Source organism: Streptomyces malachitofuscus (assembly GCF_055571035.1).
Genome location: NZ_JBVIGA010000001.1, coordinates 344749 through 367078, shown reverse-complemented (window position 1 = coordinate 367078; position 22330 = coordinate 344749). Strand labels below are relative to the sequence as shown.

At 70.8% G+C, this 22330-nt stretch carries 22 protein-coding genes; 8 read left to right on the top strand and 14 right to left on the bottom strand.

All coding sequences use genetic code 11. The features are described 5' to 3' along the window. Positions 1-3: 3 nt before the first annotated feature. The gene (locus ACZ44S_RS01625; protein ID WP_466923182.1) at positions 4-1170 is read right to left on the bottom strand and encodes an HpcH/HpaI aldolase/citrate lyase family protein; all 1167 of its coding nucleotides are present in this window, start codon (positions 1168-1170) and stop codon (positions 4-6) included. A gap of 175 nt (positions 1171-1345) precedes the next feature. Between ACZ44S_RS01625 and ACZ44S_RS01620 the strand changes: the two genes are divergently transcribed. Then, positions 1346-2293, top strand: a complete 948-nt coding sequence (locus ACZ44S_RS01620; protein ID WP_466923179.1) for a TerD family protein — start codon at positions 1346-1348, stop codon at positions 2291-2293. Positions 2294-2413: 120 nt separating this feature from the next. Here the strand turns inward: ACZ44S_RS01620 and ACZ44S_RS01615 are convergent, their stop codons facing one another. The 6 genes from ACZ44S_RS01615 to ACZ44S_RS01590 form a co-directional block, all read right to left on the bottom strand. Next, a complete protein-coding gene (locus ACZ44S_RS01615; RefSeq protein ID WP_190165992.1) occupies positions 2414-3151 on the bottom strand; it encodes a TerD family protein in 738 nt (245 codons plus the stop codon). A 136-nt stretch (positions 3152-3287) separates the two neighbouring features. Beyond that, positions 3288-4427 (bottom strand): DUF475 domain-containing protein, encoded by a 1140-nt coding sequence (locus ACZ44S_RS01610; protein WP_466923176.1) that lies wholly within the window; start codon positions 4425-4427, stop codon positions 3288-3290. A gap of 49 nt (positions 4428-4476) precedes the next feature. Beyond that, positions 4477-5052 carry a TerD family protein gene (locus ACZ44S_RS01605; RefSeq protein ID WP_466923174.1) on the bottom strand — a complete coding sequence of 192 codons (576 nt, stop codon included), beginning with the start codon at positions 5050-5052 and terminating at the stop codon, positions 4477-4479. Positions 5053-5185: 133 nt separating this feature from the next. Then, the gene (locus ACZ44S_RS01600; protein ID WP_037937384.1) at positions 5186-5761 is read right to left on the bottom strand and encodes a TerD family protein; all 576 of its coding nucleotides are present in this window, start codon (positions 5759-5761) and stop codon (positions 5186-5188) included. 113 nt (positions 5762-5874) lie between these two features. Continuing rightward, positions 5875-6333, bottom strand: a complete 459-nt coding sequence (locus ACZ44S_RS01595) for a peroxiredoxin (RefSeq protein ID WP_466923635.1) — start codon at positions 6331-6333, stop codon at positions 5875-5877. 109 nt (positions 6334-6442) lie between these two features. Next, positions 6443-6880, bottom strand: coding sequence for a DUF3052 domain-containing protein (locus ACZ44S_RS01590; RefSeq protein ID WP_037937378.1), 438 nt, complete (start codon positions 6878-6880; stop codon positions 6443-6445). A gap of 403 nt (positions 6881-7283) precedes the next feature. Here ACZ44S_RS01590 and aceE point away from each other — a divergent pair, with 403 nt between their 5' ends. Both aceE and ACZ44S_RS01580 read left to right on the top strand, forming a co-directional pair. Further along, positions 7284-10031, top strand: coding sequence for a pyruvate dehydrogenase (acetyl-transferring), homodimeric type (gene aceE / locus ACZ44S_RS01585; RefSeq protein WP_466923170.1), 2748 nt, complete (start codon positions 7284-7286; stop codon positions 10029-10031). Positions 10032-10126: 95 nt separating this feature from the next. Next, entirely contained in the window at positions 10127-10879 is a 753-nt protein-coding gene (locus tag ACZ44S_RS01580; protein WP_466923167.1) for a potassium channel family protein, read from the top strand. Positions 10880-10930: 51 nt separating this feature from the next. On the opposite strand, the gene ACZ44S_RS01575 is transcribed toward ACZ44S_RS01580, so the two are convergent. Further along, positions 10931-11239 carry a small hydrophobic protein gene (locus ACZ44S_RS01575; protein ID WP_466923164.1) on the bottom strand — a complete coding sequence of 103 codons (309 nt, stop codon included), beginning with the start codon at positions 11237-11239 and terminating at the stop codon, positions 10931-10933. Positions 11240-11479: 240 nt separating this feature from the next. After that, positions 11480-13099, bottom strand: coding sequence for an MFS transporter (locus ACZ44S_RS01570; RefSeq protein WP_466923161.1), 1620 nt, complete (start codon positions 13097-13099; stop codon positions 11480-11482). A 112-nt stretch (positions 13100-13211) separates the two neighbouring features. Between ACZ44S_RS01570 and ACZ44S_RS01565 the strand changes: the two genes are divergently transcribed. From ACZ44S_RS01565 to ACZ44S_RS01555, 3 genes are all read left to right on the top strand, one after another. Continuing rightward, positions 13212-13874, top strand: coding sequence for a TetR family transcriptional regulator (locus ACZ44S_RS01565; protein ID WP_466923158.1), 663 nt, complete (start codon positions 13212-13214; stop codon positions 13872-13874). Between the two features lie 81 nt (positions 13875-13955). Continuing rightward, positions 13956-15173 (top strand): alpha/beta hydrolase, encoded by a 1218-nt coding sequence (locus tag ACZ44S_RS01560; protein WP_466923155.1) that lies wholly within the window; start codon positions 13956-13958, stop codon positions 15171-15173. Between the two features lie 66 nt (positions 15174-15239). Continuing rightward, complete coding sequence (locus ACZ44S_RS01555; RefSeq protein WP_466923152.1) at positions 15240-16088, top strand: DUF4429 domain-containing protein; 849 nt, start codon at positions 15240-15242, stop codon at positions 16086-16088. Positions 16089-16170: 82 nt separating this feature from the next. Here ACZ44S_RS01555 and ACZ44S_RS01550 read toward each other — a convergent pair whose 3' ends face one another. Together ACZ44S_RS01550 and ACZ44S_RS01545 are read right to left on the bottom strand one after the other, a co-directional pair. Next, complete coding sequence (locus ACZ44S_RS01550; protein ID WP_466923149.1) at positions 16171-17187, bottom strand: aldo/keto reductase; 1017 nt, start codon at positions 17185-17187, stop codon at positions 16171-16173. Next, complete coding sequence (locus ACZ44S_RS01545; protein ID WP_466923146.1) at positions 17184-17654, bottom strand: MerR family transcriptional regulator; 471 nt, start codon at positions 17652-17654, stop codon at positions 17184-17186. The genes ACZ44S_RS01550 and ACZ44S_RS01545 overlap by 4 nt, the downstream gene beginning before the upstream one ends. Before the next feature lie 120 nt (positions 17655-17774). On the opposite strand from ACZ44S_RS01545, the gene ACZ44S_RS01540 reads away from it, so the two are divergent. After that, a complete protein-coding gene (locus ACZ44S_RS01540; RefSeq protein ID WP_466923143.1) occupies positions 17775-18596 on the top strand; it encodes a serine hydrolase domain-containing protein in 822 nt (273 codons plus the stop codon). 36 nt (positions 18597-18632) lie between these two features. After that, positions 18633-20216, top strand: a complete 1584-nt coding sequence (gene pdxR, locus ACZ44S_RS01535) for a MocR-like pyridoxine biosynthesis transcription factor PdxR (protein WP_466923140.1) — start codon at positions 18633-18635, stop codon at positions 20214-20216. Here pdxR and ACZ44S_RS01530 read toward each other — a convergent pair. From ACZ44S_RS01530 to ACZ44S_RS01520, 3 genes are read right to left on the bottom strand one after another with little or no spacing between them, the layout of a single operon-like run. Further along, the gene (locus ACZ44S_RS01530; protein ID WP_466923137.1) at positions 20128-21624 is read right to left on the bottom strand and encodes a UbiD family decarboxylase; all 1497 of its coding nucleotides are present in this window, start codon (positions 21622-21624) and stop codon (positions 20128-20130) included. The genes pdxR and ACZ44S_RS01530 overlap by 89 nt on opposite strands. Continuing rightward, on the bottom strand, positions 21621-21944 hold the full coding sequence (locus tag ACZ44S_RS01525) for a chorismate mutase (RefSeq protein ID WP_466923135.1): 324 nt from the start codon (positions 21942-21944) through the stop codon (positions 21621-21623). Before ACZ44S_RS01525 ends, ACZ44S_RS01530 begins: the two co-directional genes overlap by 4 nt. Then, positions 21941-22285: a cupin domain-containing protein gene (locus ACZ44S_RS01520; RefSeq protein WP_466923132.1), complete on the bottom strand. Its 345-nt coding sequence runs from the start codon at positions 22283-22285 to the stop codon at positions 21941-21943. The genes ACZ44S_RS01525 and ACZ44S_RS01520 overlap by 4 nt, the downstream gene beginning before the upstream one ends. Positions 22286-22330: the final 45 nt, after the last annotated feature.

Sequence of the window (22330 nt, the reverse complement as noted above, 5' to 3'; positions counted from 1 at the left end):
CGGTCAGTCCGCCAGCCCCGCCGCGAGCAGCTCCACGAAGCCGATGTCCTCGTTGGCCACTCCGAAGACCTCGGCCCGCAGCAGGGTCCGCTCGGCCCAGGCGCGGTGCGGCTTCACCTCGTTCATCTTGTTCGTGTACGCGGACCTGAGTACACCCCCGCCGTCGCGTTCCGGACGCAGGATGTCCTGGGCGTCGCTGTACTCCTCGTGGCTGACCACGGACAGCGCGTGCACGGGCAGCACGTGGGAGGGGTGGATGACGGTCTTGCCGAGCAGGCCGTTGGCCCGGTCGAGGGAGATCTCGCGCAGGAGGCCGTCCATGGCGTGCTCGATCAGCTTCTCGCGCAGCGCGACGGCCTGGACCTCGTGGAAGGGGCTCTGCCGCAGCAACGGTTTGAACATGCGCTCCTGGACCCGGAAGTACTCCCAGACCGGCCCGGTCACGGTGAACCCGGTGCCGTCGGCCCGGCCCAGCATGTTCACCACGTCGGAGATGACGGAGGCGACGACCTGGATGTCGTACGCCGTGATGTCGGGGCCCCTGCGCAGTCCGTAGGAGGAGCAGAAGTCGGTGACGCCGAGGCGCAGGGCGAGGACGCGGTCGCGGTACTTGTCGACGGCGCGGAAGATGCCCTCCAGCGTCTCCACGCGGGATTCCCGGTAGAGCAGCTCGGGCGACTCCAGGACGGGCATGGCGAACAGCCGGTGGCCGGTTTCGGCCTCCGCGGTGGTCAGCGCCTCGAGGAACGGCAGGCCGCGTTCGGCGGTGAACTTCGGCAGTACGAATCCGGACAGCAGCCGGACGGCGGGGCCGAGCCGCCGGGCGAGGTCGGGGATCTGCTCGGGGACCCGGACGCGGATGAACAGCAGCGGCAGGTCCGCGTCCGGCCCGGCGGCCAGCTCGGCGAACTGGCCTACGAGGTTCTCCTCGCCGGCGGTGACGTCGGCGTCGTTGATGGAGTCCTCCAGGCACAGCACCATCGAGACCACCCCGCGTCCGCCCTGCTTGACCACGTCCTCGGCGAGCCGGGGCCGGGTCGCGGGGCTGTAGAGCGTGGCACCGAGGGCGGCGGAGAGCAGGCGGGCCGGGGAGTCGTGCGTGAACTCCCCCGGCTCCCGATAGAAGAGACGTTTCCGCACAGCAGGGGCGATGTGCCCGAAATGACGCATGGAACTCCCCCGTGGCCTCAGTGGAATCAGTGGAATGTGTCGGAAGGTGGCCGGTAATAGTACGTAGAGATCCATGTCGGCGGTTCCCGCCGGACATGAACTTCAAGTAACCCGCCCGTGTCGGCTCCAACCCCCCGCATTGTCGTGACCAGGACGGAGAAGGCAGGATGACCACATGACGCACGCGATGCTGAAGGGGTCGAACGTCCCTCTCGAGGCCACCACCGTACGCGCCGTGCTGCGCTGGTCGCCCGGGCAGGGGGTGCCCGACGTCGACGCCTCCGCACTGCTCCTCGGCCTCGACGGCCGTGTGCGCTCCGACGAGGACTTCGTCTTCTACAACCAGCCCCGGCATCCCTCCGGGAAGGTGTGGCGGCTAGGCAAGAAGCGTGTCGCCGACGGCCTGACCGACACGATCCAGACGGACCTCGCCGGTGTCGAGTCCGGTGTCGGCCGGATCCTGCTGGTCGCGTCGGCGGACGGCGTCACCTTCGACCGCGTACGCGCGCTGCGCATCCTGCTGTACGACGCGCAGGCCGCCGACGGGGAGGCGCTGGCCTCCTTCGACATCAAGCCGGAGACCGGCCAGGAGACGGCCCTGATCTGCGGTGAGCTGTACCGGCGCGGGGACGGCTGGAAGTTCCGTGCGCTCGGTGAGGGCTATTCCAACGGGCTGGAGGGCCTGGCGACCGACTTCGGCATCTCGGTGGAGGAGCCGGAGGAGGCGCAGGAGCCCGACGCCGCCGACGCCACCCAGCAGGCGCCCGCCACGACGGGAACCCAGGACCAGGCCGACGCGTCCTCCTCCGAGGCGCTGACCCAGCCGCAGGCCCCGCTGGTGCCGCCGGCCCCCGAGGTGTCCCGGCCGCTGCCGCCCGAGCAGCCGGCGGGGGTGCCGGCCCAGCCCTCGTACGGCTACCCGCCGCAGCAGCCCCCGGCCACTCAGCCGGCCTACGGCTATCCGCATCCGACGAGCCCGCCCGCCTACGGCTACCCGCCGGCGCCCGCCACGGCCGCCGCCGCGGGAGCGCCGTCGGGCTACGGCTTCCCGCCATCGGCGCCGGCGTCCCCCGACCCGGACTTCCGGCTTCCGCCGCAGGGGCCGCAGTTCATCGGCCGTTAGGGCCTTTCGTTCGGATCAGCCTGGCTGTGGCCGACGGTGCGTCTCGGCCGGGCCCCGCGACGCCAGGGTGGTCCAAACCACAGGCCCTTGCGGACACCGGCGCCCCGGACCGGGGCCCGCTCAGCGCTCGGCCTTGCTCTTGAAGCCCCTGCCCCACTGCAGTCCCCACCCGTACAGCCGGTCCAGCTCCGCCTGGAAGCCGTACACGAACTTCACCTCGCGGCGGACGAGGATCTCGTTCTTCACGTTCTCGATCATCACCACCGCACAGGAGCGGGCCTGGGGATGGCGCTCGTCGAGGCCGATCTCGATCCGGGGGCCGTTGCTCGGGAACAGCGTGACGATGGCGTGCGTCCGGTCGAACGCGGGTGTCTGGTCGTAGATGTACGCGAAGACCAGCAGGCGTTTGATCTGCTCGCGGTGGTCGAGGTTGACGTAGATCGTCTCGCCGGAGGCCGAGCCGAACCGGTCGTCACCGCTGAGCTTGACGTACGGCGGCGCGTTGACGTCGCCGAGGAAGCCGCCGAGGGGCTGGACCACGCCCTTGGTGCCGTCCTGGAGCTCGTAGAGACAGCCGAGGTCGAGGTCGACGTTGACCATGGACTGGCTGTGGCCGACGACCTCCGGGGGCTTGAGCGCCTTCAGGGGGTGGCGCAGCAGGCTCTCCCGCTGAGGGCCGCCGAAGTCGGAGGTGCGCATCCGCCAGCTCAGATTGATCCGCAGATGGCCGGTGGCCGCCCCTTGCTTGGTCAGCGACACCTGAGCGTGCCGTTTGGTCAGCTCGATCGCGTTGGTGGCCGCGTTGCCCGAGTCGAAGGCGCTCTCGCTGCCGCGCCGCAGTCCGTCCAGGAAACCCATTCCCGCCCCAAGTCCGCTTGTCGGCCCCCGCCCCGGCCGCCGGGCACACCCGTGCCCTGGACGGCCGACGGGGCGGCCGGCGAGGAGTGGTCCTCGGTGGCCGCCCCGTCGAGAGCGTTCCTCACCCGGAGGGCTGTCACACCCCCGAGGAGACCTCAGTCTTCTCGTCCGCGTTTCCCTCTGCCGCCGCGAGCGCCCGGTTGCGGCGCACGGAGGACCAGAAGGAGGCGCCGATCAGGACGACGCCGATCAGACCCGTGATGATCTCGTTGATCTCGTACTGGATCGTGACCAGCAGGATCATCGCCAGGGCGCCGATCGCGTAGTGCGCGCCGTGCTCCAGGTACACGTAGTCGTCCAGGGTGCCCTGGCGGACCAGGTAGACCGTGAGCGAACGGACGTACATGGCGCCGATGCCGAGGCCGAGCGCCATCAGCACGATGTCGTTGGTGATGGCGAAGGCACCGATCACACCGTCGAAGGAGAAGGACGCGTCGAGGACCTCGAGGTAGAGGAACATGAAGAACGCGGCCTTGCCGGCGAGGGCGACCGCCGAGCGGGGCTTGCCTTCGCGCTCGGCCTTCTCCTCCTCCTCGTGTTCGCGTTCCTCCTCCTCTTCGAGCTTGTCCTCGAAGAATCCGGAGAGACCGCCCACGATCATGTAGGTGATCAGACCGGCGATGCCGGAGAGCAGGACCGTGGCCGACTTGTCCACGTGCGCGCCGCCGTGCTGGTGGGCGTTGGTGGCGAAGGTGACGGCGGAGATCAGCAGGATGATGAGCGCGATGCAGACCGACAGCATGTCGATCTTGCCGAGCTTGGCCAGCGGGCGCTCCAGCCAGCCGAGCCACTTGATGTCCCGGTCCTCGAAGATGAAGTCCAGGAAGATCATGAGCAGGAACATGCCACCGAACGCGGCGATCGCCGGGTGGGCGTCGGTGACGAGCTCCTGGTAACGGTCCTTGTCGCTGAGCGCGAGGTCGACCGCTTCGATGGGACCGAGCTGTGCGCTGACGGCGACGATGACGACGGGGAAGACCAGCCGCATACCGAAGACGGCGATCAGAATGCCGATGGTGAGGAAGATCTTCTGCCAGAAGGCATTCATCTTCTTCAGGATGCCGGCGTTGACCACCGCGTTGTCGAAGGACAGCGAGATCTCGAGGATCGAGAGGATCGCCACGATTCCGAAGGCGGTCCACCCCCCGAAGAGGATCGCTGCGACCAGGCCGAGCGCGGTGACCGCGAACGACCAGCCGAAGGTTTTCAGAACCACTGGCTACCCCAGGTGTGTTAACGGGTCTCCCCCGCTGCCGTGATCGGCTTTACGAAACGTTGACTCCGAAGTCTAGAGCGATGCCGCGCAGCCCCGACGCGTACCCCTGCCCCACTGCACGGAACTTCCACTCGCCCTGGTAGCGGTAGAGCTCACCGAAGATCATCGCGGTCTCGGTGGAGGCGTCCTCGCTCAGGTCGTAGCGGGCGAGCTCCTGGCCGTCCGCCTGGTTCACCACGCGGATGAAGGCGTTGCTGACCTGGCCGAAGGTCTGGCCACGCTCGTCGGCCATGTGGATGGAGACCGGGAAGACGATCTTGTCGCACTGCTGCGGCACCTTGGGCAGGTCGACCAGCAGGGACTCGTCGTCTCCGTCGCCCTCACCGGTGAGGTTGTCCCCGGTGTGCTCCACCGAGCCGTCGGGGCTCTTGAGCTGGTTGTAGAAGATGAACCACTCGTCCCCCATGACCCGGCCGCCGGTGCACATCAGCGCGCTGGCATCGAGGTCGAAGTCCGCTCCGGTGGTGGAGCGCGCGTCCCAGCCCAGACCGATCATGACCTGTGTGAGGTTGGGTGCGGCCTTGGACAGGGAGACGTTTCCCCCCTTGGCAAGCGTGACGCCCATGATGCTGGTCCCCCTCCGGTTGGTGTCTCTCAGGTGGTCCTGCGCGTCCGGCGCCGCACGTAAACCGTGCGGCGCCGGGCGGTGTGGCCGCGGTCGGCGGCCTGGCTCGGGCGTCGCCGCCCGCGTGACCATCTCAGACGTTCACGCCGAAGTCCTGCGCGATGCCGCGCAGGCCCGACGCGTAGCCCTGGCCGATGGCGCGGAACTTCCACTCCGCACCGTGCCGGTACAGCTCGCCGAAGACCATGGCCGTCTCGGTGGAGGCGTCCTCCGAGAGGTCGTAGCGGGCGATCTCGGCGCCGCCGGCCTGGTTGACGACGCGGATGAAGGCGTTGCGCACCTGGCCGAAGGACTGCTGGCGGTTCTCGGCGTCGTAGATGGAGACCGGGAAGACGATCTTCTCGATGTCCGCCGGGACACCGGCCAGGTTGACCTTGATCTGCTCGTCGTCGCCCTCGCCCTCACCGGTGAGGTTGTCACCGGTGTGTTCGACGGAGCCGTCCGGGCTCTTGAGGTTGTTGAAGAAGACGAAGTTGGCGTCGCTGCCGACCTTGCCCGAGTTGTTCAGCAGCAGGGCGCTGGCGTCCAGGTCGAAGTCGGTGCCGGTCGTCGTACGGACGTCCCACCCCAGTCCGATGATGACCGCGGTCAGGCCCGGCGCCTCCTTGCTCAGCGATACGTTGCCGCCCTTGCTGAGGCTGACTCCCACGAGTCCTCCATTGGTGTCCAGGGGCGGGGTGCCCCGTAGTGCGTTGGATGTCGGATCAACGAGTAGATCCTAGTGACGGGTTCCCGGAGCTCGCAGGCCCTGGAAGCGAACAATCACAGGGTGTCGAGCGCCTTGACGTACTCGTTCAGGTCACGGGCGTCCGGCAGACCGTTGACGACGGTCCAGCGCACGACGCCCTCCTTGTCGATGACGAAGGTCCCGCGCACGGCACATCCCTTGTCCTCGTCGAAGACGCCGTAGGCGCGGGAGACGTTGCCGTGCGGCCAGAAGTCGCTGAGCAGCGGGTACTCCAGGCGCTCCTGCTCGCCGAAGACGCGCAGGGTGTGGATGGAGTCGTTGGACACCGCGAGCACCTCGGTGTCGCGGTCGGAGAACTGCGGCAGGTGGTCGCGGACCTCGCACAGCTCGCCCGTGCACACGCCGGTGAAGGCGAACGGGTAGAAGAGCAGCACCACGTTCTTGCGGCCGCGGTAGTCGGAGAGCCGCACAGTGGCCCCGTGGTTGTCCTTGAGCTCGAAGTCCGGGGCCTTGTCGCCGGCCTGGATCGCCATCGTCGTGTTCATCCCTTCGGGGTGGTTCGCTCCGATCCACCCTACGCAGGGAGTACGACAGGCCGACGAACGGGCCGACGCCTGTGGCGACCGACCCGTCCGGGGTGATTCACCGCTTCGACTTGGCCGCCTTCGGGGTGGCCAGCCGGCTGCCGCTCCAGTCCTTGCCGACGCTGACGCTCTTGGACGCCGTCAGACCCGCCGTGGTGGCGGCCTCCGAGATGTCGCTCGGCTCGACGTAGCCCGAACGGCCGGTCTTCGGCGTGAGGAGCAGGATCGCGCCACCCTCTTCGATGTACGTGCCGGCATCCACCAGCGCATCCGTCAGGTCGCCGTCGTCGTCGCGGAACCACAGCACAACGGCGTCAGCCACGTCGTCGTAGTCCTCGTCGACCAGGTCACTCTCGATGACGCCCTCGATGGCCTCGCGGAGCTCCTGGTCGACGTCGTCGTCGTAGCCGATCTCCTGGACCACCTGCCCGGGCTGGAACCCCAGCCTGGCGGCAGGGTTCGTCCGCTCCTCCGCGTGGTCCGCGGTCGCGCTCACGGGTTGCCTCCTGATCATGTCTTGGGAAATAACTCAGCCACGCGCGTGCGCGAAGCATTGGCCGTAGTCCACACGGGCGGGACGGATCGCGCAAGTACCCGGCCGTGCTGACCGCCGAAACGGTGACGATCCTGGCCGGGTCACCGCAACTCCAGGCACACCATCATGGCCCGCAGTGATGCACACCACACCTTTGTGCCCCGTTTGGCCCTTTGGGAACCGTCCATGTGTACGAAGACTCGAATGGACGAGCCCTGTGCACACCGTACTGGTCGCGCCCGCGGATTACCTCCCGGTAGAGATGACGTCGGCGGCCCCGAGGTGGACCATGGGGAGCGGCGCAAACCGGGCCGTAGCAGCGAAACGCGGCCCTTTCACGGCCCTCTGACAGGTAAGGAACAGCGTGGCTTCCGCATCCGATCGCAACCCGATCATCATTGGCGGCCTTCCGAGTCAGGTTCCTGACTTCGATCCCGAGGAAACGCAGGAGTGGCTCGACTCCCTCGACGCCGCGGTCGACGAGCGCGGCCGGGAGCGGGCCCGCTATCTGATGCTGCGACTGATCGAACGGGCCCGCGCCAGGCGCGTGGCCGTCCCCGAGATGCGCAGCACGGACTACGTGAACACGATCCCGACCCGGGCCGAGCCGTTCTTCCCGGGCAACGAGGAGATCGAACGCAAGATCCTCAACGCGACCCGCTGGAACGCCGCCGTGATGGTCTCGCGCGCGCAGCGGCCGGGAATCGGGGTCGGCGGCCACATCGCCACCTTCGCGTCGTCCGCCTCGCTGTACGACGTGGGGTTCAACCACTTCTTCCGCGGCAAGGACGGGGGCGACGGCGGCGACCAGGTCTTCTTCCAGGGCCACGCCTCGCCCGGCATCTACGCTCGCGCGTACCTGCTGGACCGGCTGAGCGAGCGGCACCTGGACGGCTTCCGGCAGGAGAAGTCCAGGGCGCCGTACGCGCTGTCGTCGTATCCGCACCCGCGGCTGATGCCGGACTTCTGGGAGTTCCCGACCGTCTCGATGGGCCTGGGCCCGATCGGCGCGATCTACCAGGCGCGGATGAACCGCTACATGCACGCGCGCGGCATCGCGGACACGTCGCAGTCGCACGTGTGGGCGTTCCTCGGCGACGGCGAGATGGACGAGCCGGAGTCGCTGGGCCAGCTGACCATCGCCGCGCGCGAGGGGCTGGACAACCTCACCTTCGTGGTCAACTGCAACCTGCAGCGGCTGGACGGGCCGGTGCGCGGCAACGGCAAGATCATCCAGGAGCTGGAGTCGGTCTTCCGGGGCGCCGGCTGGAACGTGATCAAGCTGGTCTGGGACCGCACCTGGGACCCGCTGCTCGCCCAGGACCGCGACGGTGTGCTGGTCAACAAGATGAACACCACGCCGGACGGGCAGTTCCAGACGTACGCCACCGAGTCGGGTGCGTACATCCGCGACCACTTCTTCGGCGACGACCACCGGCTGCGCGCGATGGTCGAGGGCATGACCGACGACCAGATCCTGCACCTGGGGCGCGGCGGCCACGACCACCGCAAGATCTACGCCGCGTACAAGGCGGCCCTGGAGCACAAGGGCCAGCCGACGGTGATCCTCGCGAAGACGATCAAGGGCTGGACCCTGGGTCCGAACTTCGAGGGCCGCAACGCCACGCACCAGATGAAGAAGCTGACGGTCGACGACCTGAAGCACTTCCGGGACCGGCTGCACCTGCCGATCGCCGACAAGGACCTCGAGTCCGGTCTGCCGCCCTACTACCACCCGGGCCCGGACACGGAGGAGATGCAGTACATGCACGACCGCCGCAAGTCCCTGGGCGGTTATGTGCCGACGCGGGTGGTGCGGTCGAAGCCGCTGCGGCTTCCCGAGGACAAGACGTACGCGACCGTGAAGAAGGGCTCCGGTCAGCAGTCCATCGCGACGACCATGGCCTTCGTGCGGCTCCTGAAGGACCTCATGCGGGACAAGGAGATCGGCAGGCGGTTCGTGCTGATCGCGCCGGACGAGTACCGCACGTTCGGCATGGACTCGTTCTTCCCGAGCGCGAAGATCTACAACCCGCTCGGACAGCAGTACGAGTCCGTGGACCGGGAGCTGCTGCTCGCCTACAAGGAGGCGCCCAACGGGCAGATGCTGCACGACGGCATCTCCGAGGCCGGCTGCACGGCCTCGCTGATCGCCGCCGGATCGGCGTACGCCACGCACGGGGAGCCGCTCATCCCGGTGTACGTCTTCTACTCGATGTTCGGTTTCCAGCGCACCGGTGACCAGTTCTGGCAGATGGCCGACCAGATGGCCCGCGGGTTCGTCCTCGGCGCGACCGCGGGGCGTACGACGCTGACCGGCGAGGGGCTCCAGCACGCGGACGGCCACTCGCAGCTGCTGGCGTCCACGAACCCGGCGTGTGTCGCGTACGACCCGGCCTTCGGCTTCGAGATCGCGCACATCGTGCAGGACGGACTGCGCCGGATGTACGGCGGGGACGAGCAGCATCCGCACGGCGAGGACGTCTTCTACTACCTCACCGTGTACAACGAGCCGATCCAGCACCCCGCCGAGCCCGAGAACGTGGACGCGGAGGGCATCGTCAAGGGCCTCCACCGCTTCAGCGAGGGCACGGCGGGTTCGCTCCCGGCGCAGATCCTGGCGTCCGGGGTCGCGGTCCCGTGGGCGATCGAGGCGCAGCGCATCCTCGCCGAGGAGTGGAACGTCCGGGCGGACGTCTGGTCGGCGACCTCCTGGAACGAACTGCGGCGCGAGGCGGTGGACTGCGAGCGGCACAACCTGCTGCACCCGGAGGAGGAGCAGCGGACGCCGTATGTGACGCGGAAGCTGGCGGCGGCGCGGGGGCCGGTGGTGGCGGTGTCCGACTGGATGCGGTCGGTGCCGGACCAGATCGCGCGGTGGGTGCCGGGGACGTACCAGTCGCTGGGCGCGGACGGGTTCGGGTTCGCGGACACGCGGGGGGCGGCGCGGCGGTTCTTCCACATCGACGCGCAGTCGATCGTGGTGGCGGTGCTGACGGAACTGGCCCGCGAGGGGCACGTCGACCGTTCGGTCCTGAAGCAGGCGATCGACCGCTACCAGCTGCTGGACGTCGCGGCGGCGGATCCGGGGGTCGCGGGCGGCGACGCGTAGCGCCTCCGGCGGGGCGCGGGAAGCGGGCACGGGCGGGTAACGGTGCGGTGCCCCTGTGGGCGCACCGCACCGCCCCGTTTTCTACGATGCGGGACATGAAGCAGCACTCGGCCCAGGTCCGCTGGGAACACCGCACCCAGCGGCCGCTCCTCGGCCTGTCGCTGGCCTTCGCCCTCGCGTACGCCGTGCCGATCGTCCGGCCCGACGCGAGCCGGCAGCTGGTCGCCCTGTGCACGGCCGTGGAGTGGACGGTGTGGGGAGCGTTCGCGGTCGACTACGCCGTCCGGCTCACGCTCGCCGATCGGCGCCGGGCGTTCCTGCGGACGCACTGGCTGGACCTGTGCGTCGTACTGCTCCCCCTGATCCAGCCGCTGCGGCTGCTGCGGCTGGTGTCGACGCTGCTGCTGGTCGGGCAGCGCGCCCGGCTGGCCTCGCAGATCAGGCTGACGACGTATGTCGCCGGGTCGGTGGTCGGACTGCTGATGTTCGGCTCGCTCGCGGTGCTCTCGGTGGAGCGGGATTCGCCGGACGGCAACATCCGCACGCTGGGTGACGCGGTGTGGTGGTCCTTCACGACGATGACGACCGTGGGCTACGGGGACCACGCGCCGACCACCGGTCTGGGGCGCGTGCTGGCCGTGGGGCTGATGCTGTCCGGGATCGCGCTGCTCGGTGTGGTGACGGCGAACATCGCCGCCTGGTTCATCGCCCGCTTCGAGAAGGACGACGCGGAGGAGCGGCGGCAGACGGAGGCCATCGAGGCGCTCGGTCTGGAGGTGCGGGCGCTGCGCCGCGAGGTGGCGGCGCTGAAGTCGGCGGCTGTGGAGCCGCAGCCCGAACGTGGGTGAGCCCCCGGCGCCGTGCCGAGGGCTCACCGTGTGCTTCTTCGGGCCTCCAGGTCAGAACATCCCGTAACCCGGTGTGCCCGCTCCGGCCAGAAGGACGAGGGCCAGGAGCGTGTCGATCGCGCCCAGGATCAGGGCGACCAGGGCCGGGACCGAGCGGGAACCCGCCCAGCTGCGGCCCATGGCGAGCCACCCGCAGACCATCGCCACCGGGCCGAGGACGATCCCCAGCACGAAGAAACCTGCGACCGCGCAGATGGCTCCGATGATCCCGAGCGTCGCGCGATCCGGCCCGGACCGTGACCACGTCCGGCCACGTGTGCGGGGGTGCCTGCGCGTTCCGTGTCCGAAGCTCGCCATCATCAACTCCCTGAAGGGTTGGTTGACATGGCGGGTACCCCCGCATCCGCGGTCAATTCACGCCGGACGAACGGCCGCTGAGCCGCTGCATGCGCGCTGCCCCCCTCCAGCAGCGCGCCCGCAGCCGGTGCCCTCCATGCCCTGCGGAGGACGTGACCCCATGTGACCTGCGGCGCCCGGCGAGGGGCGGGATCACCGCAACGGTTCACCCTGACGAGCGAAACCGGGTCACACGACGGCCCGTCAGATGTGGCCGACGCCCGCGCCGGCCTCCGCGTTCGCACCGCGCTTGGTGAGGAAGGCGACCAGGACGGCCACCACGGCGACTCCGGCGGCGACCAGGGACGCCAGACTCATGCCGGAGAGGAAGGTATCGTGGGCGACGTCGGTGATCTTCGCGGCGAGCGGGGCGGGGGTGTCCTCCGTCACCGGCGGCACGCCGACCTGGACGGCTTCGGACGCCTTGCCGGCCTGCTCGGGAGTGAGCGGCGGGAGCCCGGCCTTCGCCCAGTTGCCCTCCAGGTCGCTGTCCACCTTCGAGGCCATCACGGCGCCGAGCACGGCCGTGCCGAGGCTGCCGCCGACCTGCATGGCGGCCTGCTGGAGGCCGCCGGCGACTCCGGACAGCTCCAACGGCGCGTTGCCCACGATGACTTCGGTGGCACCGACCATGACCGGGGCGAGCCCGAGGCCGAGGAGCGCGAACCAGACGGACATGACACCGCTGCCGGTGCCCTTCTCCAGCGTCGACAAGCCGTACATGGCGAGGGCGGTGCACGCCATGCCGCCCGCCAGCGGGATACGCGGCCCCACCTTGGTGATCATCACGCCCGCCAGCGGCGAGCCGACGATCATCATCCCGGTGAGCGGCAGCAGGTGCAGTCCGGCGTCGACCGGGCTCATGCCGTGCACGTTCTGCAGGTAGAAGGTGACGAAGAACAGGCCGCCCATGAAGGCGATGGCCATCAGGACCATCAGCACCACACCCGCGGACAGCGGGACCGAGCGGAACAGGGCCAGCGGGATCAGCGGCTCCCTCACCTTGGTCTCCCAGAAGGCGAAGAGCGCGAAGCCGACGAACGAGCCGACGATGAACGACCAGGTCTGCACGTCGCCCCAGCCCCACTCCGGAGCCTTGATCAGGGCCCAGACGAGGCAGAACATCGCGGCGGACAGCAGGGCTATGCCGAGCACGTCGAACGAGCGCGGCGCGTTCTCCGCGCGGTGGTCGAGCAGGATCCACACGCCGAGCGCGACGGCGAGGACGCCGACCGGCACGTTGATGAAGAACACCGACTGCCAGTTGACGTGCTCGACGAGCACACCGCCGAGGATCGGGCCGCCCGCGGTGGAGGCGCCGATGACCATGCCCCAGATGCCGATCGCCATGTTGAGCTTCTCGGCCGGGAACGTGGCCCGCAGCAGGCCGAGCGCGGCCGGCATCAGCAGGGCGCCGAACAGGCCCTGCAGCACACGGAAGGTGATGACCAGCGCGATGCTGTCGGACAGGCCGATGGCACCCGAGGCGGCGGCGAAGCCGACGACACCGATGAGGAAGGTCTGCCGGTGGCCGAACCGGTCGCCGAGCTTGCCCGCGGTGATCAGGGAGACCGCGAGGGCGAGGAAGTACGCATTGGTGATCCACTGGACCTCGGCGAAGGTGGCGCCCAGGTCGCTGGCGATGGCCGGATTCGCGATGGCCACGATGGTGCCGTCCAGGGCCACCATCATGACCCCCACGGCGACGGTCACGAGGGTGAACCAGGGGTGTCCGCGCAGCCCCTTGCCCGGCGTCGCGCCCGAAGGAGCGGCCGGCGGCCCGTCGCCCGGCCCCGCCTTGTCGATGGTGGTCTGACTAGTCATGCGTTCGAGGCTAATGTCAGCGACTGACAGTTGACAAACCAATTCACTAGTCGGTAACTGACACGACACTCGCGTATAGCCTGAACTGGGGAAACGGTTCGAGGAGGAGCACATGGAGACGGTCGGGACCGCCGTGGGCGCGCTGTCGCGGCCGGGACTGCGGGAGCGCAAGAAGCAGCGCACCCGGGACGCGCTGGTCAGGGCCGCGCTGGAGCTGATCGCCACGCGCGGGTACGAGGGGACGACCGTCGACGACATCGCCGCGGCCGTCGACGTCTCGCAGCGCACCTTCTTCCGCTACTTCGCCAGCAAGGAGGACGTGGCGTTCTTCGTCCCCCGGCTCGCGGAGGCGCACGTCGTCGACGCGGTGCGCGCCCGCCCGCCGGGCGAGGCGCCGCTGGACGTGCTGCGCCGGGCCGTGCTGGACAGCTGGGACGGCATCAACGAGGCCGTGGAGCAACTGGTCCCGCTGGAGCTGCACATGCGCGTCTACCGGGTCATCGAGTCGACGCCCGCCCTGCTCGCCGCGCATCTGCGCCGCGCGACCGAACTGGAGGAGGAGCTGGCGCGGATCATCGCCGAGCGGGAAGGGCTCGACGTGGACGCCGATCCCCGGCCGCGCGTCCTGGTGGCGGCGTTCGGCGGCGTGGTCCGCGTGGCGGAGCGGCGCTGGTCCGCAGGCGACGACCTCAGCGTCACGGCCATGCGGGATCTGATGACGACCTGCCTGGACCATGTGGGCCCGGCGCTGGCGGGGAACTGGCGTACGGATTGATCCCCGAAGCGGCTCACCGAAACGTGATACCGGTCACTTGATTCACGCGAGACACTCCCGTTCTCCTAGTGTGTCCTTCCAGTGACTTCCTTCGACACCTCCCCGCAGCTGAACGTCTGGCGCGCGCTGCTCGCGCTCGCCGTCGTCTTCGTGATGCTGGCGACCACCGGCTGGACGGCGTCGCGCCATCAGCGCCACCCGGCCCCGCTCCAGGCGTCGCTCAGCGCGTGGGAGGAGGGCCGCATCGCCGGTCACCGGCTCCCGGACCCGCAGTCGGCGCCCGCGCGGCTGGCCCGGTTCTTCGCCTCGCTCACCGAGGGACAGCGCGCGCAACTCGCCCACCGTTATCCGCTGGCGGTCGGCAACATGAACGGCGCGCCCGTCGAGCTGCGCTACCGCGCCAACCGCATCGCATTGGCACAGGCCCGCGAGGTCGAGCTCAAACGGGTGCACGACAGCCGTCTCACCCCCTCCGGCCAGCGGTACGCCGCCCGCAGACTGGACCGATTCGGGGCGCTGATGCGCCCGGGCCGGCACATCCTCGCCTTCGATCCGGCGGGTCCGGGCCGGGTCGCCGAGGTCTTCGGCGACCTGCGGGACGCCGAGCGGGTCTCGGTCGTCGTTCCCGGTGTCGACACCGACCTGCTCACCTTCCAGCGCACGCACCGCAGGTACTCGGCCCCCGTCGGCATGGCGAAGTCCCTGTACGCGGCCGAACGCGACGCCGACTCCGCCACCCGCACCGCCGTGATCGCCTGGGCCGACTACACCGCCCCCAGCGGGCTCGGCATGGACGCGGCCACGGCGATGCGCGCCGAGGACGGCGCCCTGCGGCTGGACGCCCTGGTGCGCGCACTGCCCGGGACCTCACCGGTCTCGCTGTTCTGCCACAGCTACGGCTCCGTGGTGTGCGGGATCGCCGCGCGCTCCCTGCCGGACCGGGTGGCCGACATCGCGGTGGCGGGCAGCCCCGGCATGCGGGTCGAGAAGGCCTCCCAGCTGCACACGAGCGCGCGAGTGTGGGCCATGCGTGACGCCGACGACTGGATCCAGGACGTGCCGTATCTGGAGCTGGGCGGGCTGGGCCACGGGGCCGACCCGGTGGCCGACGGCTTCGGGGCGCGGGTGCTGTCGGCGCGGGACGCGAAGGGTCACGCCGGGTATTTCGTGCCGGGCACGGACAGTCTGCGGAACTTCGCCGAGATCGGCGTTGGCGCATACGGCGCGGTGTCCTGTGCCAAGGAGGACGACGTCTGCCGGACGGGTTTGTCCGGTACGACCACTACCGGACGCGCGTAGAGACGGAGATACTGCGGTATGCGCGGGGAGGGGACGGAGAAGCTCGTGCCGCATACGATGAGCCGCATGGGTGACGTACTGGCCGGATTTCATGCCGCCTGGGAGTTCGAGTCCGACTCCGTACTCATCCGTTACGAACGGGGGATTCGAACACCCAAGCTGTTCCAGGCACTCGGGGAGCGCCGTGTGCCGCTGGAGGCGATCGAAGGGGTGACCCTCGCGCCGGGGAAGCGCGGCACCGTGGTTCTGCGTGCCGCGCTCCGGCCCGGTGCGGATCCGCTGATGGAGGCTGCCGCCGGGCAGTTGAAGGAGAGCAGCGACCCCTACCGGCTGGTGCTGCCGGCCGAGCGCGAGACGCTCGCGGAGTACTACGCCGACGAACTGCGCGCCCGGCTCACCGAGTCCGGTCCCGCCGAACGCCATCTGGTGGCCGCGCCCGAGGTGCCGCTGCAGTTCAAGGCGTACGACGGGAAAGCCGCCTTCGACGGTACGGCGGTGTCCTTCCGGTGGTTCTGGACGGGCGCGTCGTCGGCGAAGTGGAAGGCCGGGGACCAGCGGTTCGCGGTCGGTGAGCTGAGCGGGGTGGAGTGGCGGTCGCCCGAGGTGTTCGAAGGGCATCTGCGGCTGTTGCGGCGGGACGCGGGGGCTCCGCCGGCGCAGGCCGACCAGGATCCGGCGGCGGTGGTGTTCGGGCTGGGGTACGGGCCCGTGCACGAGTCCCTGCCGTTCGCGGCGGCCGTGCTGGCGGCGGTGCGCAGCTGCGCGCCGGTGCCGGCGATACCCGCGGCGCGTGCGCGCCGGGACCCCGCGGACATCGCCGAGCGGATCCGGCACTTGGGGGAGCTCCATCAGGCCGGCCTGGTGACCGATGAGGAGTTCTCCTCCAAGAAGGCGGAGTTGTTGGCGGAGCTCTAGCGTCTGCCGGGGACGGTTGTTCCTCCGCTGCGGGCCGTGTGTGGCCGGCCGCGCCGTTCCTCGCGCCCCTGGGTGGGCCGTTCTACTCCCTGCCCGCGGAAGTGAACGTCATGTCCGCGTAGCGGGGGCCCGCCACCTGGGCGGCGATGGGGTCCAGGAGGGCCAGCTCCCCTTCCGTCAGGGTGATGTGGGTCGCCGACGTGTTCTCCTCCACACGGCCCGGCTTGCGGGTGCCCGGGATGGGGACCACCTGCAGGCCGTGGACGGCCGCCTGCTGGTGGACCCAGGCCAGGGCGATCTGGCCGAGCGTGGCGTCGTGGGCCTCGGCCACCGTGCGGACCGGGTCCAGCAGGGTCACGTTGGCCGCCGCGTTGTCGCCGGTGAAGCGGGGCATCCGGCGGCGGAAGTCGTCGGACGTCAGGTCCTGGCCGGCGTCGGCGAAGGAGCCGGTGAGGAAGCCCCGGCCGAGCGGGGAGTACGGGACGAGGGTCACGCCCAGTTCGTGCGCGGCCGGTACGACCTTCGCCTCGATGTCCCGGCTGAACAGCGACCACTCCGACTGCACGGCGGCGATCGGGTGCACCCCGTGGGCGGCGCGCAGTTCGTCGGCCGTGACCTCGCTCAGGCCCAGCTGCTTGACCTTGCCCTCGCGCACCAGCTCCGCCATGACACCGACGGTCTCCTCGATCGGCACGTTCACGTCGCGCCGGTGCATGTAGTAGAGGTCGATGACATCGACGTCCAGGCGCTCCAGGCTCGCCTCGACACAGCGGCGGATGTACGGCGGGTCGTTGCGGATGATCCGCCGGGTCGGGTCGTCCGGCGGGATGGCCAGGGCGAACTTGGTGGCGATGACCACCTCGTCCCGGTGGGCCTTGAAGAACGGGGCGAGGAACCGCTCGTTGTCGCCCGCGCCGTACGCGTCCGCCGTGTCGTAGAGCGTGACGCCCAGTTCGAGGGCGCGCTCCAGGGTCGCCCGGGAGGCGTCGGCGTCCACCGGGCCGTACGCGAAACTCATGCCCATGCAGCCGAGGCCCTGTACACCCACCTCCGGGCCGCCGTCGCCCAGTGCCGCCGTGCCGATCCTGCTGTTCGTCATCGTGTCCTCTCAGACGCCAGGGCCCGCCCCGCGTCCGCGTAGAAGCTGATCTTGCGGTCGAGCACGGCGAGCGTGCCCTGGAGCTCGGCGATCCGGGACAGCACGTCCTCGCGGGTCTCCTTGAGCAGCTCGAAACGCTCGGTGTACGTGTGATCGCCCGCGCGCACCAGTTCCGCGTACCGCACCATGTCCGCGACCGGCATTCCGGTCAGGCGGAGCTTGCCGACGAGGGCGAGCCAGTCGAGGTCGCGGTTGGTGTAGCGACGCTGCCCGGTGTGCGAACGGTCGATGTGCGGCATCAGTCCGATGCGCTCGTACCAGCGCAGGGTGTGCGCCGTCAGCCCCGTGAGGGCGGCGACCTCGCTGATCGTGTACCTGTCCGCGCCGTCCGGCCGCCGGTTCCCCTGCGGGGGCCCGGCGCAGGTGTCGGCACTGGTGTCCGTGCTCTCCGTCTCCGTCACCGTCATGACCCCCACGCTAGAACGCTGGAGTGCACTCCAAGCAAGCGGCGCGGGCGGGAAACGGCCCCTCGGTCCGGGACGAGCCCCCGGGCGGTGCCCGTACCGCGAACGCTTAGGCTCGATGGCATGTCGCTGAAGAGCCTCGCGCTGATCGAGAACTGGCCGGTTCCCACCGTCGCGGCGGGTGTCGTACGGGCGGACGGCACCGTCCTGGGCACCCACGGGCCGGCGGCCCACCGCTTCCCGCTGGCCTCGGTCACCAAGCCGCTCGCCGCGTACGCCGTGCTGGTGGCGTACGAGGAGGGCGCGATCGAGCTGGACGAACCGGCGGGCCCGGACGGCTCCACGGTCCGGCACCTGCTCGCGCACACCTCGGGGCTGGCGTTCGACGAGCACCGGGTGACCTCGGCGCCCGGGGAGCGGCGGCTGTACTCCAACGCCGGTTTCGAGCAGCTCGGCGACCACGTCGCGAAGGCGACGGAGATCCCGTTCGCGGAGTACCTGCGGCAGGCGGTGCTGGAGCCGCTGGGGATGACGGCGACCTCGCTGGACGGCTCCCCCGCCAAGGACGGCGTGTCCTCGGTCGACGACCTGCTGCGGTTCGCCGCCGAGGTGCAGGCCCCGCGGCTGCTGGACCCGCGCACGGTCGCGGCGGCGATGACCGTGCAGTACCCGGGGACCAAGGGTGTCCTGCCGGGCTACGGCCACCAGAACCCCAACGACTGGGGCCTCGGCTTTGAGATCCGCGACGCCAAGTCCCCGCACTGGACGGGCGCGTCGTCCTCCCCGCGCACCTTCGGCCACTTCGGCCAGTCGGGCACGTTCCTGTGGATCGACCCGGACGCGGGCGCGGCGTGCGTCGCCCTCGCCGACCGCGCCTTCGGCCCCTGGGCGGCCGAGGTGTGGCCGCCGTTCACGGACGCGGTGCTGGCGGAGCTGCGCGGCTGACCGTCACGAAACGGACAGGCACTCAGGGGGAACGGCATGGGATCGACCGAGTTACTCATCGCCCTGGACCGGGAGGGCGGCGCGACCCTGCAGCAGCAGGTGTGCGACCAGGTCACCGCCCTGGTGCGCTCGGGGCGGCTGCGTCCCGGGGACGCCCTGCCCGCCTCACGCGAACTCGCCCAGCAGCTGGGCGTCTCCCGGACGGTGATCATCCGGGCCTATGAACTGCTGCGCGCGCAGGGCATCCTGACCGCGCGGCGCGGCTCGGGCACCCGGGTCGCCGAGCTCCCGGCCGGCGGCGCGGCGGAGCGTGCCGCGAGCGGTGCGGTCCGCTCCGGATCCGTGCCGCCGGTCCCCGCCCCGCCGCGGCCCACCGACGAGGGCAACCCGCTCTGGCAGCCGTGGGAGCCGCCGCCCGTGCTCCGGCAGCCCGGCAACGTCCTCGACTTCCGGCACGGCACGCCCGCGCTCGCCGCCTTCCCGGTGGCCCGGTGGCGCCAGTCCCTGCACGAGGCGTACGGGCGGGCCGACGCCGCCACGCTCGGCTACGGACCGGCCGAGGGCTCGGCGACCCTCCGCGCGCAGATCGCCGCGCTGGTGCGGCAGAGCCGGGCCGTGGACGCCGCGCCGGAGAACATCATGGTGACCGGCGGCGCCACCCAGGCGCTGGACATCCTGGTGCGGATGCTGGTCGGGCCGGGCGACGTCGTGGTCATCGAGGACCCCAGCCACACCGTCCTGCGGCAGGTCTTCGGATGTTCCGACGCCGCCGTCGTGCCCGTCCCCGTCGACGAGGAGGGCCTGCGGGTCGCGGACATCGACGCCCGGGTGCGCGCCCACGGGCTCGACCCGGAGCAGGTGAAGCTGGTGTACGTGACGCCGTCGCACCAGTTCCCGACCGGCTTCATCATGTCGCAGCCACGCCGCCGCGCGCTGATCGCCTGGGCGTACGAACGCGGCGCGACGGTGCTGGAGGACGACTACCACAACGAGTTCACCTTCACCGACGAGCGGCTGCCCGCGCTCGCCGCCGAGCGGCACCGCGGCACGGTCGTCTACGTCGGCAGCTTCAGCAAGACGCTCTTCCCGGCGCTGCGGATCGGCTACGCGGTGCTGCCGCCGCACCTCGTCCAGCCGTTCCTCGGGATCAAGTGGATCACCGACCGGCTCACCCCGGCGATGACCCAGGAGGCACTGGCCGACTTCATCGCGACCGGCGCCTACCCCCGGCACATAAGCCGGATGACGCGGCTGTACCGGCAGCGCAGGAGGCGGCTGCTGGAGGCGCTGTACGAACACTTCGGCGCCGAGGTGCGCATCTCCGGGGAGGCGGCGGGGCTGCACGTCCTGGTCACCTTCACCGGGGCGCGCGGCGTGCCGGAGGAGGAGATCGTGAAGCGGGCCGCCGCACGCGGGGTACGGGTGTACCCCGCGTCCGGCTACTTCGTCCTCGACCCGCCGGCCGAGCCGACGTTCCTGGTGGGCTACGCCGCGCTGACCACCGCCCGCATCACCGAGGGCGTGGCGCTGCTCACCGCCGCGGTGCGTGAGGCGACGGGCCGGCGCCGATCCGCACCGGGGGCGGCGCCACCGGCCCCGGTGCCGCACCGGGTTCGGTGAAGCGGGGCCGGCGGAAGCGGGCGCGCTGCGCGTACGGCACCGTGCAGTCGAAGTGCGCCTTCGCGGTCCGTCCGTCGGCGGAGAGGGCGGCCGAGTAGGCGGTGGACTGCGTGGGGTCGAGCGGAAAGCCCTCGCGGTCGGGCAGGACGGCCAGGTCCCGGTCCGCCTGGAGCCGGGTGGTCATCGCCCACCACAGGTCCGCGTCCGACTCCGGGTCGACGTCCTCGTCGACGGAGACGACCAGCTTGGCCATCCGGAACTCCTCCAGGACCGAGACGGCCGTCTCCCGGACCAGCCGGTCGTCGGCGGACGACCGCTTCGCCCGCCACTGGACGACGACCATCAGCTGGCCGCCGCCCGCCGTGTGGCAGTGCACCGCCTCGACCGGCGCCCCCGCGCGGCGCAGCCGGCCCAGTACCGCGGCCTCCATGCCGAAGCCCAGCAGCACCGACTGCTCGTGCCCGGGGCCGGAGACCGTCTGCAGGATCGCCCCGTCGCGTGCGGTGATCCCGGTCACGCGCACCGTGGGCAGTGCGGGGTGGGCGCGCCCCTGGTAGCCGAGGAACTCGGGGGTGGCGGCGGGCCCGTCCGGGTTCTCCGGGACCAGGTCCGCGGTGAGTTCGCCCTCGATGACGTACTCGGCGTGGGCGACGCACTCCGCGTCGACGGTGCGGCACGCGGTGAGCTCGACCGGTGCGCCGCCGAGGGCGCCCGCCACCGCGAGCTCGTCGACGCCCGCCGGGACCAGGGAGGTCGGGCAGCAGGACGCGAGCATCAGGGCCGGGCCCAGGCCCAGGTGGATGGCGACGGGCAGGTTCTCGCCCCGGCGGCGGGCCGCCCGGTGGGCCGCCTCCAGGTCCCGGCCCGGCACCATCCAGATGGTCAGCCGGTCGGGCCCCTGGACACACATCCGGTGCACGGACAGATTGCGCACACCGGTGTCGGGGTCGGTGGCCAGCACCGCGCCGAGGGTCAGATACGGTCCCGCGTCCTCGTCGGTGAGGACGGGGACCGGCAACGCCGTCAGGTCCGGCGCGAGCAGGTCGCGGGGCTGTGCCCGCCGGGCCGGGACGCGCGTCGGGGGCACCGGCGAGGCCACGGCGTCGAGCAGCCGGTGCGCCATGGCGCCCGGGGTGAGCCCGAGCAGGCCCGCGGCGCGCCGGCGGCTGCCGTACAGGCCGATGAGCACCGAGCGGGCCGCCCCGCCGCCGTCGGGCGCCACCCGCTCGAACAGGACGGCGGGGCCGGGGCCGGTGGGCGGCGGGGCGGGTGTCCCGGCCCACTTGGCGTACCGGGCACCGACCCCGTACCGGGCCGGGACCTCCTCCCGCACCCGCACCAGCTCGCCGGGCAGCGGGTCAAGACCGGCGAGCGCGGTGCGCAGATCGGCGAGCCCGCGGCGCGTCATGCCGCCCCGTTCGCGGCGGCCGGGGGCGCGGCGGCGCGGCGCTCCTCGAGCCGGCGCAGCTGAAGGGCCGTCAGCTCGTCGATGAGCGTGCGGTACACGGCCTCCGCGACGGCGGGCGGCATGCCGTGCGCGTCGGCGAGCGCGCGCACCTTGGCGATCACCTGCTCCACCCGGCGGGGCGAGCGGACCGTCTCCTCGTCGTGCTTGAACTCGGTCAGCTCGCGGACGACGGCGGTGCGTTCGGCGAGCAGGGCGACGATGCTCCGGTCGAGCGCGTCGATCGAGACGCGCAGCTCCTCGATCCTGTCGGTGCCGCTCATGGCGCGGGCACCTCGTCGACGACGTAGACGACGGTCGGCTCGGTGTCGGAGCCCTGGGAGCGGTGCCGTTCGTCGCCGGGGATGACGAAGCCCATGCCGGGGCGGCAGGGCACCGAGCGGTCGTCGAAGTGGATGGTGAACTCGCCCTGCAGGACGTACCCCTGGTGGCCGCGCTCGCACCAGTGCAGTTCGTTGAAGCCGGCGGGGAGCTCGAGCAGGCGCACCCGCAGCCCCTGGGTGTACGCGATCTTCACCCGGCCGTCGGCGCCGGGCTTGTGCCACTTCTCCCAGGGGATGGTGTCGAAGTCGACGCCGACGACGGCGGGGGTGACGGTGGACATGGGGACTCCTGATCTGCGGTGGGTGGGTGTACGGGGCGGTGCGGG